This window comes from Proteiniphilum propionicum (assembly GCF_022267555.1).
GTDB classification, from domain to species: domain Bacteria; phylum Bacteroidota; class Bacteroidia; order Bacteroidales; family Dysgonomonadaceae; genus Proteiniphilum; species Proteiniphilum propionicum.
Genome location: NZ_CP073586.1, coordinates 1,339,496 through 1,355,872, shown reverse-complemented (window position 1 = coordinate 1,355,872; position 16,377 = coordinate 1,339,496). Strand labels below are relative to the sequence as shown.

The following is a 16,377-nucleotide window of genomic DNA, read 5'->3' as shown; positions in this document are numbered from 1 at the left end:
ATGTGTAACGAAAATAAGAACATAGTATATCGACTGATGTACCTATTTCTAGCTATAATAACGAATTCACTTTTTGCTTATGGACATCAATGTGACAATACTCTAGACTCAACTCCTGCCAAGGTTCTTCATATTTATCAAATAGATCCCCTGGAAAAGGTACTTCCTAAACAGTCTTTAGAAAATCAAGCCGATACTTTGTATGTGGCGCAGGGAGAATACGCAACAATTCAATTGGTAGTGAAGCCCTTTGATCAATTAAAAGATCCTCAGATAAATGTAAAGATAAATCATACAGAGCATTCTGCAAGTCTAGATGCTACGATTAAAAAAATTGGGTATGTAGGATCTACTAATCGCTTTATCTTAGAATCTAATGTAATCATAAAGTCACCCACCGATCAATATCCTGATCCTATGTTCCCGTTAGATGAACCAGGATTTAAGTCTTATGAGGCTCAGCCTTTTTGGATAACCGCCGAAATTCCAAAGAGTACGCCTGCAGGAATCTATAAAGGAACAATGAGGGTTTCCGGATCTATCGATGGGAAACAAATATCAGAGGAGAAGCCATTTTTTATTAAAGTATACCCGGTGGTAGTAGATAACATTTCACTATCAACAACAAACTGGTACTTTATGGACAGCCAAACATTGGCGTATATGAACAATGGAACTCCGGTAACCAGATATTCTGATTTTTATTGGCAGTTAGTTCGGGAATTTGCTAAGATATCGGCAGAGTACAAGAATAATACCCACTATATAAGTCTATTTGATAATATTAAATTCAGTCTGTCTGCTGATGGGGTGTATAGTTTCGATTTCGATAATTTCGATAAAGAGTTGCGTATTTTTGAAGAATTAGGGGCGTTGACAAGAATCGAAGGTGCACATCTTGGTTATCGGTTCGGTGAATCAGAAGCTCCTTTCGGAGTATATGTTCCTATTCTTGAAGGCAACGAAATTTCAATTCGACTTTTGCCTCTTTCCGATCAGCGAAGCCAGATATTCTATTCTCAGTTTCTGCCTGTATTCAGAAAATATTTAGAAGACAACGGTTGGTATGATAGATATCTACAACACATCGGAGACGAGCCTGTTATCGCCAACGCAGCATCTTATTCGGAAATAAGCACTTTTGTAAGGAAGCATATGGAAGGAGTAAAAATCTTAGAGGCTGTATTAACTTCTGAAGGTATTGATGATGGTATTGACATTTGGATTCCTCAGGTAAATGTATTTGGATCTAATTATGACACCATATTTAAACCATTGATAGACAAAGGAGATGAAGTCTGGATCTACACTTGTACTGGACCGCAGGGTAATTATGCTAACCGTTTTATCCAGTTACCTCTGATCCAGATGAGAATCATGCACTGGATTAATTTCAAATACCAAGCTTCCGGCTATTTGCATTGGGGAGGTAATTCATGGACCACTGCGGCTGATCCTTATAAGGAAACGACCAACCTTACTCACGACTGGCCTGGAGGCGATTCTTACATCGTTTATCCCGGATATGGAAAATTGTATCCATCCATCAGGTTGTCGGCAATGAGAGATGGCATCTATGACTATGAATTATTAAAGATGTTGAGGGAGAAGAATCCGTTAAAAGCTCAGGACATTGTAGATAAGGTTGTTATATCTTATGCCGAATACAATAATACAATCCCCAATTTCAGAAAAATGAGAAAGGAAATCTTAGAGTCTCTTAGCAAATAAATATAAGTAACAGTTAATATTTAATCGAACATTTAAAAATTGCAACTATCTGTTGTTTTTATAGTTGCAAAATTAACAAATAGGTCTGTGACCTTAATTATATTGAACATGAAAAATTTATCGAGAAGGAAATTTTTAAAAACCGGAGCCATGACCGCTGCTGGTTTAACAATTGTACCGAGTATGGTGTTAGGTAAATCGTTTGGTTATACAGCGCCTAGCGATAAGTTGAATATAGCCGGGATCGGCGTAGGAGGAATTGGTCGTCGCAATCTCGCCAATATGAAAACCGAAAATATTGTGGCTCTTTGCGATGTGGACTGGAAATATGCTTCCAAAACATTCAACGATTATCCCAAAGCCAAGCAATTTAAAGACTGGAGGATAATGTTCGAAGAGATGGGCAAATCCATAGATGCCATTATGGTAGCAACGCCCGACCATACACATGCAGGAGTAACGGCTCATGGCATAACATTAGGCAAGCACTGCTTTACGCAAAAACCATTGACTCACTCTGTATACGAATCCCGGTTGCTAACTAAACTGGCTAAAAAATACAAAGTGGCTACCCAGATGGGTAACCAGGGAAATTCCTTTGACGATTGCAGAAAAGTCGCCGAATGGATACAGGCAGGAGTAATCGGTGAAGTAACCGAAGTACATTGCTGGACAGACCGCCCTATCTGGCCGCAGGGGCTACAGGAACCCAAAGGTTTGGTAAAAGTGCCTAAAACACTGGATTGGGATTTATTTCTCGGCCCTGCTAAAAAACGTGCCTATAATCCGGTATATACCCCATGGAACTGGCGCGGATGGTGGGATTTCGGTACAGGAGCTCTGGGTGACATGGCCTGCCATATAATGGATCCTCTTTACTGGGCACTGAACCTTAAATACCCGACAAGCGTAATAGGGAGTTCTACACTGAGTAATATTTATTCCCCTCCTCATGCCGAAGTGGTGACATATACTTTCCCTGCCCGCGACAATCTACCTAAGGTAGCAATGCCTGAAGTAAAAGTACATTGGTATGATGGCGGGTTAATGCCCCCTCGCCCGGAAGAACTGAAAGATGGGGAAATGATGGGAGATGAGAATGGTGGGATTATATTCATCGGGTCGAAAGGGAAAATAATGACAGGTTGCTATGGTATGAATCCTACATTATTGCCACTTTCTGCTATGGAGCATTTCAACCAGCCTAAAGCTACTATCCCCCGAATTAAAGGCGGCAATGGTGATATATGGAATACAAATGCCCATGAGCAGGACTGGATCAGGGCTTGTAAAGAGAGTCCGGAAAATCGGACTGAAGCATCCTCCAACTTCCAGTTCTCAGGACCATTCAACGAAATGGTAGTAATGGGAGTATTGGCGGTACGTCTGGCCGGAATACATGGATTAAACCGTGAATTATTGTGGGATGGTGAAAATATGAAGTTTACAAATATCTCGCCAAATGATAAGATCAAAATTGTAACTGTTGATGACTTTACCGTAATAGATGGTGATCCTCGTTTTGACAGACGTTTTGCTGAATTCAATGCATTAGATATGTCAAACGAATGGATTAAACATACTTATGAGAACGGGTTTACTCTTCCTGAAATGCCTAAATAATTAGAATATATTGTTTAAACACATCAAAAAACGGATAAATGATAAGAAAAATAATATTCATAGTAGTTTGCCTACTGTCTTGCTCCCTATTGGCATGTTCGTCAAAATCAAAACAAGATCAAAACAGCCAGCAAGAAGATCAAATACAGGCTAAAGGTATAGCAAAGGCTGAGCAAAATGGTTGGTATCTGGCAGTGCAGTCATATAGCTTCCATCGTTTTACTTTAGCTGAGGCTTTGGATAAAACAAAAGAACTGGGAGTGAAATATATTGAGGTGTATCCGGGACATAAGCTCGGAGCCGATTTCGGCGACAAAGTATTCGGATTCGAACTGGATAATGATACCCGTAAGAAAGTAAAGGAACTGGCTGCATCGAAAGATGTAAAAATCATTTCAACGGGAGTATTTGTCACCGATGAACCTTCCGACTGGGAAAAAATGTTCGCCTTTGCCAAAGATATGGAAATGGAGTATATCACATGCGAACCTGCCCTGAAAGATTGGGATCTGGTCGAAAACCTCTCATCAAAGTACGCGATCAAAGTTGCGGTGCACAATCATCCCAAACCCTCTGATTATTGGAATCCCGACTTACTGCTTGCCGCAATAGGCAATCGTAGCAAGAATATAGGTTCGTGTTCTGATGTAGGGCATTGGGAAAGAGAAGGTTTGGATCCCATCGAATGTTTGAAAAAAGTGGACAAACGTATTATGGCTCTTCACTTCAAAGATATTGCAGAAAAGAAGGAGGGTGAAGCTGAACAACATGATGTAATTTGGGGTACAGGAATATTAGATGTTAAGCAAATGATTTTTACTCTAAAAGAATTGAATTACAAAGGGTTATTCTCCGTCGAATATGAATATAACTGGGATAATAATGTGCCGGATATAAAACAGTGTATTGAATACTTTGATAGAACAGTAGATGAATTGTTTTAAACATTAAAATTAAAGATTAACATCGTAGGCTCTTAAGAAAGTAATTGTATCAAGAGCCTATGATGTCATAAATTAATCAAATCATATGAAAAAATTAATACTCACTTCCTTTCTCTTCTTTTTTGTCGGTTTTGCTTTAATGGCACAGCCCAAAATTATTGCTCATCGTGGCTTTTGGGATAAAGAAAATTCTGCGGAAAACTCAATTATATCTCTGTATAAAGCATACGAAGCCGGATGCTATGGTGTGGAATTCGACGTGCAAATTACGAGCGATGGAGTATTGATTCTTAACCACGATGATATATTAAATGGAATGGTTATACAACAAACCCCTTATGATAAACTAAGAGATATTAGGTTAAAAAACAATGAGGTAATACCAACATTGGGACAATATTTAGTTCATGCTAAAAATTGTCCCGGAATTAAACTCATAATGGTAAAAAATCGGTTCTTAATGTAATAGAAAAATATCAGCTTGGTGATCGTACAGAGTATATCGCTTTTAATATGAATGTATGCAAAGAACTTATTCGCCTTTGTCCGAAAGCGAAGATCGCTTATTTGAATGGAGATGCATCGCCTGCGCAGCTAAAAAAAGAAGGATTCACTGGAATTGATTATCATTTTTCAGCATACACTGATAATCCCGATTTAATAAATCAATCTCGCAAACAGAATTTATGTATACAATGTGTGGACAGTGGATGACCCCGAAATGATGAAGAGGGTGATAAATATGAACGTAGATTATATTACTACGGATAAACCTTTGCTACTACAACAAATGATAAAAGAATATACCGGAAAATGAAATACAATATATGCATGGAACACTCCTTTGACGGATGGTAGTCAATCCGATGAATGGTTCCATGATATTTTATTGCCCGATGGAAAAACGTATTGCATTACGAGGGAGAACTAAATATTATCAAAAGATTGAATACGGAAAAATAAACGATTAAAAAATCATAGCTAAATGAAAAAGAATTTATTGACTCTGTCATTTTTACTAATAGTCATATCAGCTTTAGCCCAAAAGCAATTTGTACTGGAATCGCCGGACAGAAAATTAAAAGTCGATATAACTATTGGTAAAGCGGTTGAATATAAAATTTCTCATGCAGGAGATGTTATGTTACTAAAGTCGCCTATTTCTCTGACTTTGGGCGATGGTCAAGTATTCGGAGTAAATCCCGGGCTATCTGGGAGTACGAAAAAGACCATCGACCAGATAATAGATGCACCCGTATATAAAAGGGCGAAAATAAAAGATAATTATAATGAGTTGACGTTAAAATTCAGAAATGATTATAATATTGTTTTCCGTGCTTATGATGATGGTATTGCCTACCGTTTTGAAACAAGCAAAAAAAGCCCTTTTATTGTCGAAAATGAACAGGTCGTATTTAATTTTCCTGCCGAATGTAAAGCGTATATTCCTTATGTGAGAAACAAGGAAAGCTCATTGGAAAAGCAATTTTACAATTCATTCGAGAATGTATATACGCATAGCAGGCTTTCGGAATGGGATACTGAACGTTTAGCGTTTTCACCACTACTTGTAGAAGGAGTCAACGGGAAAAAAGTATGTATTGTGGAAGCCGATTTGATTGATTACCCGGGCATGTATTTGTACAATGGTAATAAGTCGAATTCGCTGATCGGCGTTTTTGCGCCATATCCTAAAGATGTAAAACAAGGTGGACACAATATGCTGCAAGGAGAGGTGCAAAGCAGAGAATCATATATTGCCAAGTTCGACCAATCTGCCAAATTCCCTTGGCGAGCCATAATCGTTTCAGAGAATGATAAAGAGTTGGTTGATAGTGATATGGTGTATAAATTGGCGGCTCCAAATCAGATAGGTGATTGTTCGTGGATAAAACCGGGCAAAGTAGCTTGGGATTGGTGGAACGACTGGAATTTGTACGATGTAGACTTCAAGACAGGGATCAACAATGATACTTATAAGTACTATATCGACTTTGCTTCAGAGAATGGCATAGAATATATTATTTTGGATGAAGGATGGTCTGTCAATCTTGCCGCAGATTTATATCAGGTGATACCTGATATAAATCTGTCCGAGTTGGTTACTTACGCTAAAAAACGCAGTGTAGGACTAATCCTATGGGCCGGATATTATGCATTGAATAAAGATATAGAAGGTATTAGCAAGCATTACTCCGAAATGGGGATCAAAGGATTCAAAGTCGATTTTATGGATCGAGACGATCAACTGATGGTTGATTTTCACTACAAAGCAGCCGAAATTACAGCTAAATATAAAATGTTGATCGACTACCATGGTACATACAAGCCCACGGGCTTACAACGTACTTTCCCGAATGTAATAAATTTTGAGGGTGTATATGGGTTAGAGCAAATGAAATGGTCTGGGTTGGAAACGGATCAGGTAACTTACGATGTTACCATTCCTTTCATTCGTCAGGTAGCAGGGCCTGTAGATTATACGCAAGGTGCTATGCGCAATGCGACAAGGGATAATTATCATCCTGTGAACAGCGAACCGATGAGCCAGGGAACTCGGTGTCACCAGCTAGCTGAATATGTAGTGTTCGAATCTCCTCTGAATATGATGTGTGATAGTCCGTCAAATTATTTGAAAGAAAAAGAATGTTTAGATTTCATCTCTCAGACACCAACAGTATGGGATCAAACAATCGCCTTAAGTGGGGAAATCGGAAAATATGTATCGATTGCTCGCCAAAAGGGAGATGTATGGTATGTAGGAGCAATGACTAATTGGGATGAGCGTGACCTAGAACTTGATCTGTCGTTTCTAGGAATGGGAGAATTTCAGGCTGAAATATTCAAAGACGGAGCAAATGCTAATAAAGTAGCCCGAGATTATAAAAGAGAAATTATTTCCATACCCACCAATAAGAAAATAAAAATAAAAATGGCACAAGGGGGTGGCTTTATTGCTCGGATCTATAAAATAAAAACCTGATATAGAAACAAGAATCAGTTAAAAATTAGAGATTAGGTTTTTGGAAAATATGAATTTGATAATGGTCATTTATTTGGATTGGTGATACTATTGCTCTAATTTATTGGGAATATATTAATTCGTTGTGCCAGGCTAAAATCTATTTGCGAGAGAAAGTTTAATATAATCTCTTACAATTTTTAGTTTTATTGGAGTTTTTATAGGAGCTATTCTAATCCCATATTTAACGAAAAAATATTGAAAAGAAGAATAAAAAAAGAAAATAATCGCAGATTTAATATGTAAAAGTTAACATTCGATTTGACAATTCAGCTATGTACAACGCATATAGCGCACTTCAATATTTTTTCTTTTCGAATCCCCTCCCAAAAAGCCCAAGAGGGCGTTTGAAAGGAGAAAATATTGTCAGACTTATCGAAACTTATTTACATGTGTCTGTAACATCGAGTCCCATTTTTACATTTAATAGGAAAAATCTGCGATTACACTTTATATCCTCTTATCTCTACTTTTCTTTAGATTATCAGAGATATTCTGTCGTTTATTAATCTCTCTTTGAGTTTTCTCCTCCTTCGGCACTCTCGGATCATTCCACGATTCCTTATATTCAACATCAGCTATATTATCTTTCCAGAGATACGGATACGCAAAAGTGCCGATACCGTACCATTTTACTTTAACCTGGGTGACATATCCTTTTTCAACCAGTATTTTATCCCTGATACGCATTTCATACTTCCCATGTTTAACGAAACTATCCGGATTTTCCTTGCTGGAAAATACTCTGTCTTTTTCATCATTGAGGAATATATACGAAGAGAATTTGCTTTTCCCATCCTTATTTGTCATGTTTTCAAGGAAAATATATCCGCCAGCTTTCAATACTTTTTCCTGTTCGGGACTCAGTTCCACTCCTAATAGAACAAGGTTACGTTTGGTTGGAGGAGCATATTTCTTTGGCTTTTCAGATACTTGTTTCTCCTGTCTTTCCTGTTGTTTTTTCTTTTCTAGCTGCTGCTTTTCTTGTATTTGTCTGTTTTTCTCAAATTCTTTTCTCAGGTTTCCAAAGCTGAATTTCCGATCAATCTGAGAGCCTTTGAAAGATATGTTGTTAAGGCTGAACGATATACCTTCTATCTCGTTTGTATTTCTTTTCAGTTTAAATTCCGTCTTGATCTTCATGAATCCGAGTACGGTTTGTAAATCTTTTTCGCTCTTACAATAAGGTAAAGCGGTCTTAATGGCATCATGGATTTTATACTTTACCTTATCAGGGTTATCGAGTTTTTCCCGCTTCACCTTCTCTTTCCCCCTACCATAAGCCAGGTTATATTTATCCTTTAGCTTCTTACAAATTTTGATATTCCGTTTATAATCCTGATTGACCGAGATTAATTTGAGGCCATTATCAATGCGGTTATACACAATATGCAGATGGTCGTTATCGGTATTATGATGCCGGACAATGATATATTGAGTATTCTTTATACCCATTTCCTGCATATATTCTTTTGCCAGTTGGAGCATAAAATCATCAGTCATTCGAGGTTTATCTTCGGGAGAAAACGATATAGGTATATGCCCGACAGGCTGCTTTATCTCTTTTCTACCAGATCGTTGCATGGCAAAACTGTGGATCATATTTCTTGTACTATCTGCAAAGACTCCTTCTGTTTCGAGTAAGGTGGCTGTATCATTCATAACATAAGATACACAGCCTTTAAAGGATTTTCCTTTGATATTTTTAGCGATCATCTAATAGTTCCCTGATTTGAAAGGCAATATGTGCTATTTCCAGGCTAACCTGTGTAAATCCTGATTTATTGGCTTGTTTAGCTACCTGGTTCAGGTTGTTTGACATGCCTGCCAGATTTCGCATCAGATCGAGTTCTTCCAATGTAAAACGTGATTTAATTCCTCCTTTAAGTGTCATTTCCCGTGCATATTGAGTAGGCTTCATACCCAGTTTTTCTGCTTTTTCTTTTATGGAATCATAATCCTGTTCTGTCAATTTAAGATTGATTGAAACGGAAAGTTTCTTCTTCTCTTTCTTTGGGCGCCCTCTGCGGAGAGTCTTTGCTACCAATTTATTATCTTTTTTCTTATTTTCCATAGCCGTTTCTTTTCAGGTTATGGAATACCTCTGGATACTTCCCAGTATTCTGGCAAGTCGAAACGGAAGCGACCAACGATAGATGAAGTGTAGGCTTGCCCCACAGCTTTTTGGCGTTGCAACCATCGGGAGCAATAAAAAAGGGCTGTTCGGTGACCTCAAAATATGCGACCGGCGGGAGCGAATTTTGAAGCAGAAGATAAATTCAAGGTACGCCGGATTTATTTTTTGCGTGGTCACAGCCCCGCAGGGCAAGGTATGCATGGAAGTAATCCAAAAAGCCTCGGAGAGATTTTTGGGTTACCCGTGCGATTACCTTGCTCCTTTGGCAATCGAAAAAAAAGAAAGAAGCGGGAGCTTCTGCCTTTTTTGAACGATAGTCAATATTCGAACTGGGCGGGCTTAAATAGAGAATGCCCGGCTTTTGCAATACAGGTACTGTATTGCCACCAGCTCTTCATGGGTAAAGAGAGCCATCTGATAGCATTGATTGGATAAATCTTTTCATTTATTTTAATTTTAGAATGCAGCCTTAAGCGGATGCTTCGGACAAATATAGGCTCTATTTCTGATAGTTAAACACTTGCTGATATTTATGCATTGGGATGCATTTATTTGCCACCCATAACACTAATCTAAACCGACTTTAGCTACTTCCGTTAGTAATATGGGTAATATCACTCATGATTTTTTAGTATCTTTGGAATATGTACCAGTCTAGTGATAAACATATTCAGGAAGATGTAGCCAAGTTACAGTTTAGAGATGTTGGGCAGTGTATTGATCGTTTTTCTCAAGTTAACTATCGAACGGCTTTATCTGTAAACCCCAATACAAAACCTACATCAGAAGATATTGCTCTTTTAAGAAGCAAGATATTGGATATTATCCGCAATAATCCTCCTTTGGCAAGTGTGCCCCGCTATTTTCATGATGGGCGGGAAGACTATCTCTGGTATAGTGATTTCTACGATGATATTACTAAAGAGGTTTATCATAAGTACAGAACATTTACAAAACCTCAAAATGAAATAACTCCTGCTAACTATGCTGAAGAATTAGCAAAAATTGATTTACCTTATTTCAGGGAACTGATAGACCTTATCAGCCTCGAACGCCTGTTGGCAGGCTATCCTAATAAAGAAGTTAAGGCTAAAGAAAAAATTGAAGTAAGTAAACCTATCAATGCACCCGTGGCAGACAAGCAAGAAGTTTATGTTGAAGAACAAACTGTAACTGAAAATACCAAATCGAAGTCTACTACTAAAGACAAACAACAGTTTAAGAAACGTTCCTATGAGCCCAAACTAACTGATAAACAATATAGTCTATTGGCAGAATGTATCGAACAAATAAAACTTTTTACCCGATCTGCAAAAGTTTCTGAACTAAAGAAACTCCTGAAAGGCAAACTAAATGAACCTTTACGGGTTACCAACCAAAAATCATTGGTCTATCTTTTTGACCAACTCATGGATTCCGGTTATATCAAAGATACATGGATATCTGTTGCCGATGGCAATAAAGACTTTATATCCTTCCGTACTGATGGCAATAAAGAAAGATACGGAGATAATACACACTACATCAATATGCAACAGTTGCTAAACTGCCGTAATCGAAATAAGAAAGAGCGTATTACAGGGCTTGAAGATATAGACGACCTGATAGACCAAATGAGGGAAAAACCGGCTGAATAGTTAAAAAATATTATTTGCCATTTTTGACCATAAATATTCCTTTTACTTACCAATGCCACATGATTGTCTGGATATCAGCTGATTGATATTTATATGCGATTTGATAATTCCTATCAAATTTGCTTTTCTTGATTATATACCTCAATCGATATGTATTGACAATCAATATCATACTACCCCAACCTGTTAGGTAAAGCTGTTATGTAAACAGCGTGGGCATCGGAGAGGTGGTAACTTTGCTCCTGATTCCGGAACGGGAGTATATATCGTTGTATGCTTCTTATCCTCCGGAAGATTTATAGGTATGGGCAGAGCCAACCGTATCAGGGATGTTTGAGTATGCTATATGTAATTGGTTAATCATAACATTATAGTATAAATATTTAAAACAAATTCCTATGAGTGAAGATATAGAAAAAGGAAAAACGGAAGATGAGAAAACTGATGTATCCGATATTTTTGACAACAGTACATGAATGCCGACTTCTGCCAAAGGGAAAGCCGGTCGTAAGAAAGACGAGGAAGACTATGCCCGTCGTTTTCTAACGGCACATAAGGTAAAGGATTATACCCCGGTATATATCGATGTGCGTATGAAAGAAAAGCTACAGACACTGGTTGCTTCTTTACAGCATATCGCACCGGAGATAACTCCGACTATCTTATTGTCGAATATCCTTGCCGACCATTTGTCTGTAAACAGGGAACTGATAACCCGTGTAGCCAGCGAAGGGCTAAAACGCTCCCTTGCCAGCACATTCAACAGTGATAAGGAACAAAAGTAAAAATCAAAGTATTAAATGTAAGAATTATGGAAATTGTATGTATTGACCTGTTGGCATGGGAGAGGCTTAAACGGCAGATAAGTAGATTTGTATATATGAGTCCACTTTAAATAGTGGCAATTTTAAGTTTAAAAAAGTAATTCGTTGATTTTTCATTTCCTATTTTTGAGAAGCAAGGAAGTAAAAAATCAAACACGATAAAAAGTTTCTCCCTTATGGAGGTCTTTATATAGCGAAAATCGGTTATTAAACCATTTTCATGCGCTCTTTGACTTATTGTTATCAGATAATTTCCAAGGCGGACATGGTTTATCCATAAACATCTGGCGAAAGTAAATAATTTGTGCCTGAGCAAACCTCTGTATCGTGTTTTGTTGTTCCTCGTATGGAAGCAATACTGAAAGATGGTTGCCTCCACGTTGTTTCTTTTCATCTGTTCCTGCCCGGGGATAGCCGCGAGTTCGTGTCTTAGTTCTGCAGTTGCTATCTGTTCGTTCGTAAAATACCGGTACTTGCTCTTGCCTGTGGTGGCAATCCTCCATTTATCCCCGGTTTTGTATGCAGGGATAATCTCTCCGGTTTCGATATGGGTGACAACCAGCTCACCCTCCTTCATCTCCAGGTCATATTTAGATTGTCTCCCTTGTAATCCGCTTGTTATAAGTTCAATTGAGTTCATATCGGCAAACTCCCTGTTACCAGGGGATTGATAAGCACCATCGGCATAGACTTTCTCTATTATATCGGTGCTTACCTTCTCCTGGATGTTGGTAACGGCATCCTTCAGGTAGCCATTGTCTGCAGCACTTGCCGGTTTCACCTGAACGTTTACGATCAGGTTGGGTTTGTCCTTCTGTTCATCAGTGTCATCACAGGTCTCGGTGATGTTCACACTGTAGCCCTTTACCTTCTGGTCTCCTTTTTTCGATAATCGGCATCGGGGTCATTGTGGTTTTGAACGCTCCTGGCCGTGATGTCCTCTTTGGGACGAAGGATAGCCTGTCCCTTGACCACCTCGTATTGCTCGTGGAAGACACGGTGAAGAAGGTCGTAGCCGGTAGTGGTCTCTGCAAGGCGTTTAAGAACCTGATAAATGAGCCCACCCAGGGAAGAGATTTTCTCGCCGAGAGTTTCACTGTTTAAGCGGTAAACCATATTCTGAGCATCTTCTTCTAAAAAATAGAAGTACCTGTTTCCTGAGCCTGGGGTTCAAAAGAAGCATCCCCCTATCGCCCAGGTCCTTGATAAACCCGCGGAAAGTGTTGTGAATGATCTCGAAACGGGAGTACCAGGCGATGTTGCTGCCAATGAGCTTACTGTCCATACGGACAGATTTGCCGGATATCTTGAAGGTGGAGAGTTGGTCGCCAGTGAGCTGCTCGAAGCTCTTTTCCATCAGGTTTACACCATACCGGTTTTCGTATTCACAAATACGCCTTCTCAGTAAATAATAAGTATCGATAGAGGGTGCAACATCACTCAGGGAGACTAGACCCAGGGCTTTACGCACCAGGAGATCGAACTGGCATTTATCGAACAGATCTTCATCGCTACAGCCAAAACCCTCCTTGATGATGGACATTCCGATAATCACCCGTATGGAAGCATTGGGAGCGCCCATGTTACCCTGTTTGAAAAGGGGAGCAAATATGGTTTCGTCTATTTGGGAGGTGACGTTTGCATAAAACCGGTTGTGCCACGCCGCAGGATCATCATATTTTTTTGCCTCACGCTTACCCATTTGGGTGGAAGGTGTGGAAAACATGTCATATTGTGGATTTACAGATGTCTTCTTGAACATGATTTCTTCTCTTTTAGGTGATGCAAAATACGATTTTTTTATCTGATAACAAGGGATTTTCAGAGCGTTTTATCAACAAAAAACGGAAATAAAACAACAAAATTAAAGTCAGGGACTTTTTAAAGTGGACTCATATATTAATTAGAAAGTACCCCACATTTCAATCGAAAAGTATACCACTTACAAACTTGAACGGAACAACTTCGTTCATAAAGAATGATAAGTATGTATACAAAACAGGAGATCATAATTAGCAGCTTCCGCGATGGAAAAAGTCAGCGCCAAATAGCCCGTGATTTGCAAATTAGTCGCAAAACAATCAGGAAGTACCTGCAGGAACACGAAAAGGCATTGCAATTGGCAGTCTGTAAAGAAACAGCGCAATCGTGTAATCTATCCAGTGAACCGGTCTATAAAATGGCTACACCTCGTCTGAGGCTCAAATTAACTCGGGAGGTGGAAACTGTCATCGATGAATTACTTGAAGACAACGAGCGTAAGCGTGGGCAAGGCCTGCGCAAGCAGATGCTAAAGAAAAAGGACATCCTTGAGGAACTTCACCGGCGAGGGTTTGATATTGGCTACACCACGGTTTGTAATCATATTGCGCGCAGAGAGAACCGGGTAGTAACCAAAGAAGCATTTATTCGCCAGGTTTATCAGGCCGGGGAAATCTGTGAGTTTGACTGGGGTGAGATCAAACTCTGCATTGCAGGGAAACGCAGGTCATTGCAACTTGCTGTTTTTACCTCCGCATTCAGCAATTACCGCTACGCTTTTATTTACGAGCGGCAGGATACCTTGGCTTTTATGGAATCTCACGTACGTTTCTTTAAAACAATTGGTGGCGTTTACCGGGAGATGGTTTACGATAATATGCGGGTTGCGGTAGCCAGATTTGTCGGGCCGCATGAAAAGGAGCCCACCCGGTCATTGCTCCAGCTTCGGGGGCACTATCAGTTCAGGCATCGCTTTTGCAACATATACCGAGGAAACGAAAAAGGCCACGTGGAACGGAGCGTGGAGTATGTCCGCCGTAAAGCCTTCGCCCCTAAAGACGCCTTTACAGGCACCCTGGAGGCCCAACAGTGGCTTGACGCAACGCTGGAAAGGCTCAATGCGGGGAAGCAGCAGGGAACAGGCAAAAGCGCCGACGAACTGTTTTCACAAGAGAAGGACCTCTTGGGCAAGCATCCGGCCATGGAGCTTGTCTGCAGTGAACAGGTGCAATTGCGAGTGGATAAATATGCCACTATCAGTTATCGCACCAACCGTTACTCGGTTCCCGATCATCTGGTGGGAGAGTTTGTTGATGTGAGTGTTCGCAGCCGCGAGTTACAGGTATACGTACAAAACAAACGGGTAGCCGTTCATGGACGTAGTTACGAAAAGCACTCCTGGAATGTGGAGATAGAGCATTACCTGGCAACATTTAAGAAGAAACCTGGCGCCCTGGCGGGTAGCCTGGCACTTGCCGGTAACCATTACCTTAGAGGGTTGTACATGGACTTTTTCCAAAGCGAACCCCGAGAATTTATCGACCTGCTCACATACTGCCGCAGGCAAATGGTGAGCCAGGAGAAACTCGAGGAATCCCTTAAGCGATTGCTGGACACCGGCTGTAAGGGAGTCAGTGTTGAAAAGCTTCGGGCCCTACTGGGAAATAAACCCTGTGTAAACCCAACCAGGGAGCCGGAAGATAAAATAAGTATTAAAGCCAAAGAACAACTTGCCGGTATCACCGGGCTAATGCAAAAAACAAACTACAATGGACACTATCAACAGGCAAATAACAGCTTACAGTAAAGAGCTTCGACTGCCTGTTTTCAGGCGTGATTACAAAGAACTGGCAACAGAAGCAACCCGGCAGGGGCTTGATTATGAAGCGTACCTGGTAAAGCTCATGGAACGTGAATATGAGCTCCGGATTGAGAACCGTAAAAAAGCGCAAATAAGGAATGCCCGGTTCCCGTCCAAAATGTATCTTTCCGACCTTGAGCGTGACCAGTTACCGCCGGGTGCCAGGGAGAAACTCCCTTTACTGGAAAGATTGGACTTTATCCCGGCAGCCCAGAATGTGATCCTCTCCGGCAACCCGGGTACCGGCAAAACACACATCGCGATAGGGTTGGGGCTTAAGGCTTGTATACAGGGGTATAAAGTGTTGTTCACCACGGTACACCGCTTGTTGACACAGTTACGTGAATCCCACTCTGAGCGCACACTGAAACAGGTAGAAGCACAGTTTGAAAAATATGACCTGGTCATATGCGATGAGTTTGGGTATGTATCGTTTGATAAACAAGGCTCTGAACTGTTGTTTAACCATCTCTCTTTAAGGATGGGCAGGAAATCGACCATCATTACCACGAACCTCGGCTTTGACCGTTGGGAAGAGATCTTTGGTGACCCCGTTCTGACAGCGGCACTGGTGGACAGGGTAACCCATAAGGCATACCTTGTAAATATGTCCGGAGATTCATACCGGTTGAAAGAAACAGAAAAAATGATGAATGAAAAATGAAGATAAGAGTCAGAATAAGAACGCCCGTTTCCCTGTTGGGGGCGGTACCGCCCCCAACAGGGAAACGGACTTGGAGATTAAATTAAAATGGTATACTTTTGGATTGAAATACTGGTATACTTTTGGGGTGAAATAAACAGTAGATTAACGTTTGAAGTAAATGCATTAAAAGA

At 40.1% G+C, this 16,377-nt stretch carries 17 protein-coding genes; 12 read left to right on the top strand and 5 right to left on the bottom strand.

What is annotated here, in order from left to right:
• The 6 genes from KDN43_RS05350 to KDN43_RS05330 all read left to right on the top strand — a co-directional run bounded on the left by KDN43_RS05350 (position 1) and on the right by KDN43_RS05330 (position 7,281).
• Positions 1 to 1,731: a DUF4091 domain-containing protein gene (locus KDN43_RS05350; RefSeq protein WP_080903916.1), complete on the top strand. Its 1,731-nt coding sequence runs from the start codon at positions 1 to 3 to the stop codon at positions 1,729 to 1,731.
• Between the two features lie 108 nt (positions 1,732 to 1,839).
• Entirely contained in the window at positions 1,840 to 3,354 is a 1,515-nt protein-coding gene (locus tag KDN43_RS05345; RefSeq protein ID WP_238868633.1) for a Gfo/Idh/MocA family protein, read from the top strand.
• A gap of 38 nt (positions 3,355 to 3,392) precedes the next feature.
• On the top strand, positions 3,393 to 4,298 hold the full coding sequence (locus tag KDN43_RS05340) for a sugar phosphate isomerase/epimerase family protein (RefSeq protein ID WP_238868632.1): 906 nt from the start codon (positions 3,393 to 3,395) through the stop codon (positions 4,296 to 4,298).
• Between the two features lie 85 nt (positions 4,299 to 4,383).
• Complete coding sequence (locus KDN43_RS05335; RefSeq protein WP_238868631.1) at positions 4,384 to 4,764, top strand: glycerophosphodiester phosphodiesterase; 381 nt, start codon at positions 4,384 to 4,386, stop codon at positions 4,762 to 4,764.
• 231 nt (positions 4,765 to 4,995) lie between these two features.
• A complete protein-coding gene (locus KDN43_RS16545; protein ID WP_407681780.1) occupies positions 4,996 to 5,115 on the top strand; it encodes a hypothetical protein in 120 nt (39 codons plus the stop codon).
• Positions 5,116 to 5,283: 168 nt separating this feature from the next.
• On the top strand, positions 5,284 to 7,281 hold the full coding sequence (locus KDN43_RS05330) for a glycoside hydrolase family 97 protein (protein ID WP_238868630.1): 1,998 nt from the start codon (positions 5,284 to 5,286) through the stop codon (positions 7,279 to 7,281).
• A gap of 489 nt (positions 7,282 to 7,770) precedes the next feature.
• On the opposite strand, the gene KDN43_RS05325 is transcribed toward KDN43_RS05330, so the two are convergent.
• Both KDN43_RS05325 and KDN43_RS05320 read right to left on the bottom strand, forming a co-directional pair.
• The gene (locus tag KDN43_RS05325; RefSeq protein ID WP_238868629.1) at positions 7,771 to 9,036 is read right to left on the bottom strand and encodes a relaxase/mobilization nuclease domain-containing protein; all 1,266 of its coding nucleotides are present in this window, start codon (positions 9,034 to 9,036) and stop codon (positions 7,771 to 7,773) included.
• Positions 9,026 to 9,394 carry a plasmid mobilization protein gene (locus KDN43_RS05320; protein ID WP_238868628.1) on the bottom strand — a complete coding sequence of 123 codons (369 nt, stop codon included), beginning with the start codon at positions 9,392 to 9,394 and terminating at the stop codon, positions 9,026 to 9,028. Before KDN43_RS05320 ends, KDN43_RS05325 begins: the two co-directional genes overlap by 11 nt.
• A 165-nt stretch (positions 9,395 to 9,559) precedes the next feature.
• Between KDN43_RS05320 and KDN43_RS05315 the strand changes: the two genes are divergently transcribed.
• From KDN43_RS05315 to KDN43_RS05305, 3 genes are all read left to right on the top strand, one after another.
• Positions 9,560 to 9,892: a hypothetical protein gene (locus tag KDN43_RS05315; RefSeq protein ID WP_238868627.1), complete on the top strand. Its 333-nt coding sequence runs from the start codon at positions 9,560 to 9,562 to the stop codon at positions 9,890 to 9,892.
• Between the two features lie 209 nt (positions 9,893 to 10,101).
• A complete protein-coding gene (locus KDN43_RS05310) occupies positions 10,102 to 11,094 on the top strand; it encodes a hypothetical protein (RefSeq protein ID WP_238868626.1) in 993 nt (330 codons plus the stop codon).
• A 476-nt stretch (positions 11,095 to 11,570) separates the two neighbouring features.
• Positions 11,571 to 11,879 carry a DUF3408 domain-containing protein gene (locus KDN43_RS05305; RefSeq protein ID WP_238868625.1) on the top strand — a complete coding sequence of 103 codons (309 nt, stop codon included), beginning with the start codon at positions 11,571 to 11,573 and terminating at the stop codon, positions 11,877 to 11,879.
• 106 nt (positions 11,880 to 11,985) lie between these two features.
• On the opposite strand, the gene KDN43_RS05300 is transcribed toward KDN43_RS05305, so the two are convergent.
• Genes KDN43_RS05300 through KDN43_RS05290 form a run of 3 tightly spaced genes read right to left on the bottom strand, consistent with a single transcriptional unit; the run spans position 11,986 to position 13,680 of the window.
• Positions 11,986 to 12,771 carry a hypothetical protein gene (locus tag KDN43_RS05300; RefSeq protein WP_238865739.1) on the bottom strand — a complete coding sequence of 262 codons (786 nt, stop codon included), beginning with the start codon at positions 12,769 to 12,771 and terminating at the stop codon, positions 11,986 to 11,988.
• Positions 12,772 to 12,782: 11 nt separating this feature from the next.
• Entirely contained in the window at positions 12,783 to 13,034 is a 252-nt protein-coding gene (locus tag KDN43_RS05295; protein ID WP_238868624.1) for a hypothetical protein, read from the bottom strand.
• Entirely contained in the window at positions 13,012 to 13,680 is a 669-nt protein-coding gene (locus KDN43_RS05290; protein WP_238865744.1) for a transposase, read from the bottom strand. Before KDN43_RS05290 ends, KDN43_RS05295 begins: the two co-directional genes overlap by 23 nt.
• A gap of 225 nt (positions 13,681 to 13,905) precedes the next feature.
• Between KDN43_RS05290 and istA the strand changes: the two genes are divergently transcribed.
• From istA to KDN43_RS05275, 3 genes are read left to right on the top strand one after another with little or no spacing between them, the layout of a single operon-like run.
• The gene (istA, locus tag KDN43_RS05285; protein ID WP_238868623.1) at positions 13,906 to 15,486 is read left to right on the top strand and encodes an IS21 family transposase; all 1,581 of its coding nucleotides are present in this window, start codon (positions 13,906 to 13,908) and stop codon (positions 15,484 to 15,486) included.
• A complete protein-coding gene (gene istB / locus KDN43_RS05280; protein WP_238868622.1) occupies positions 15,449 to 16,204 on the top strand; it encodes an IS21-like element helper ATPase IstB in 756 nt (251 codons plus the stop codon). Before istA ends, istB begins: the two co-directional genes overlap by 38 nt.
• Positions 16,194 to 16,340 (top strand): hypothetical protein, encoded by a 147-nt coding sequence (locus tag KDN43_RS05275; RefSeq protein ID WP_238868621.1) that lies wholly within the window; start codon positions 16,194 to 16,196, stop codon positions 16,338 to 16,340. Before istB ends, KDN43_RS05275 begins: the two co-directional genes overlap by 11 nt.
• Positions 16,341 to 16,377: the final 37 nt, after the last annotated feature.

Excerpts from the sequence above, each read along its gene's own strand:
- KDN43_RS05350 (WP_080903916.1), top strand. The coding sequence starts at position 1 with ATGTGTAACGAAAATAAGAACATAGTATATCGACTGATGTACCTATTT.
- KDN43_RS05345 (WP_238868633.1), top strand. The coding sequence starts at position 1,840 with ATGAAAAATTTATCGAGAAGGAAATTTTTAAAAACCGGAGCCATGACC.
- KDN43_RS05340 (WP_238868632.1), top strand. The coding sequence starts at position 3,393 with ATGATAAGAAAAATAATATTCATAGTAGTTTGCCTACTGTCTTGCTCC.
- KDN43_RS05335 (WP_238868631.1), top strand. The coding sequence starts at position 4,384 with ATGAAAAAATTAATACTCACTTCCTTTCTCTTCTTTTTTGTCGGTTTT.
- KDN43_RS05330 (WP_238868630.1), top strand. The coding sequence starts at position 5,284 with ATGAAAAAGAATTTATTGACTCTGTCATTTTTACTAATAGTCATATCA.
- KDN43_RS05325 (WP_238868629.1), bottom strand. The coding sequence starts at position 9,036 with ATGATCGCTAAAAATATCAAAGGAAAATCCTTTAAAGGCTGTGTATCT.
- KDN43_RS05320 (WP_238868628.1), bottom strand. The coding sequence starts at position 9,394 with ATGGAAAATAAGAAAAAAGATAATAAATTGGTAGCAAAGACTCTCCGC.
- KDN43_RS05315 (WP_238868627.1), top strand. The coding sequence starts at position 9,560 with ATGCGACCGGCGGGAGCGAATTTTGAAGCAGAAGATAAATTCAAGGTA.
- KDN43_RS05310 (WP_238868626.1), top strand. The coding sequence starts at position 10,102 with ATGTACCAGTCTAGTGATAAACATATTCAGGAAGATGTAGCCAAGTTA.
- KDN43_RS05305 (WP_238868625.1), top strand. The coding sequence starts at position 11,571 with ATGCCGACTTCTGCCAAAGGGAAAGCCGGTCGTAAGAAAGACGAGGAA.
- KDN43_RS05295 (WP_238868624.1), bottom strand. The coding sequence starts at position 13,034 with ATGGTTTACCGCTTAAACAGTGAAACTCTCGGCGAGAAAATCTCTTCC.
- KDN43_RS05290 (WP_238865744.1), bottom strand. The coding sequence starts at position 13,680 with ATGTTCAAGAAGACATCTGTAAATCCACAATATGACATGTTTTCCACA.
- istA (WP_238868623.1), top strand. The coding sequence starts at position 13,906 with ATGTATACAAAACAGGAGATCATAATTAGCAGCTTCCGCGATGGAAAA.
- istB (WP_238868622.1), top strand. The coding sequence starts at position 15,449 with ATGGACACTATCAACAGGCAAATAACAGCTTACAGTAAAGAGCTTCGA.
- KDN43_RS05275 (WP_238868621.1), top strand. The coding sequence starts at position 16,194 with ATGAAAAATGAAGATAAGAGTCAGAATAAGAACGCCCGTTTCCCTGTT.